Below are 1,239 nucleotides of genomic sequence, written 5' to 3'. Positions count from 1 at the left end.
GCAGGCCGGATCAACGGCAGCCCATATCACGGCGGCGGTACGCCGCCGGGATATGCCGTCTTACTTGTTGATCTTGGCGACGACGCCCGCGCCGACCGTACGGCCACCCTCGCGGATCGCGAAGCGCAGGCCCTCGTCCATCGCGATCGGGTTGATCAGCGTGACCTGCATCTTCACGTTGTCGCCCGGCATCACCATCTCCACGCCTTCCGGCAGCTCGACGGCACCGGTGATGTCGGTCGTGCGGAAGTAGAACTGCGGACGGTAGCCCTTGAAGAACGGCGTGTGGCGACCGCCCTCGTCCTTCGACAGCACGTACACCTCGGCCTCGAACTCCGTGTGCGGCTTGATCGAACCCGGCTTGCACAGCACCTGGCCGCGCTCCACGTCGTCACGCTTGGTGCCGCGCAGCAGCAGGCCCGCGTTGTCGCCCGCCTGGCCCTGGTCCAGCAGCTTGCGGAACATCTCGACGCCGGTCACCGTCGTCTTCTGGGTCGGGCGGATACCGACGATCTCGATTTCCTCGCCCACCTTGATCACGCCGCGCTCGATGCGCCCGGTCACCACGGTGCCGCGGCCCGAGATCGAGAACACGTCTTCCACCGGCATCAGGAAGGTCTTGTCGACGTCACGCTCCGGCTCCGGGATCCAGCTGTCCAGCGCATCCACCAGCTTGATGATCGCCGGCACGCCGATGTCCGACTGGTCGCCTTCCAGCGCCTTCAGCGCCGAACCGTGGATGATCGGGGTGTCGTCGCCCGGGAAGTCGTACTTCGACAGCAGCTCGCGCACTTCCATCTCGACGAGCTCCAGCAGCTCGGCGTCGTCCACCATGTCCGCCTTGTTCAGGAAGACCACGATGTACGGCACGCCCACCTGGCGCGCCAGCAGGATGTGCTCGCGCGTCTGCGGCATCGGGCCGTCGGCGGCCGAGCACACCAGGATCGCGCCGTCCATCTGCGCGGCACCGGTGATCATGTTCTTCACGTAGTCGGCGTGGCCCGGGCAGTCGACGTGCGCGTAGTGGCGCGTCGGGCTCTCGTACTCCACGTGCGAGGTCGAGATCGTGATGCCACGCGCCTTCTCTTCCGGCGCACGGTCGATCGCGTCGTACGCGCTGAACTCGCCGCCGAAACGTTCCGCGCCCACCTTCGTCAGCGCCGCCGTCAGCGTCGTCTTGCCGTGGTCCACGTGACCGATGGTGCCCACGTTCACGTGGGGCTTGGTGCGCTCGAACTT

Annotated in this window: 1 protein-coding gene; it reads right to left on the bottom strand. The window is 66.7% G+C overall.

The features are described 5' to 3' along the window. Window positions 1-60 precede the first annotated feature (60 nt). Window positions 61-1,239 (bottom strand): elongation factor Tu (gene tuf, locus IE168_RS14405; protein ID WP_189499504.1); only part of this gene is annotated, 1,179 nt, incomplete at its 5' end.

The sequence above is a fragment of the Luteimonas padinae genome, from assembly GCF_014652935.1.
GTDB lineage: Bacteria > Pseudomonadota > Gammaproteobacteria > Xanthomonadales > Xanthomonadaceae > Luteimonas > Luteimonas padinae.
Note: the sequence above shows the minus strand (reverse complement) of the source record. Positions and strands in the feature narration are given on the sequence as shown.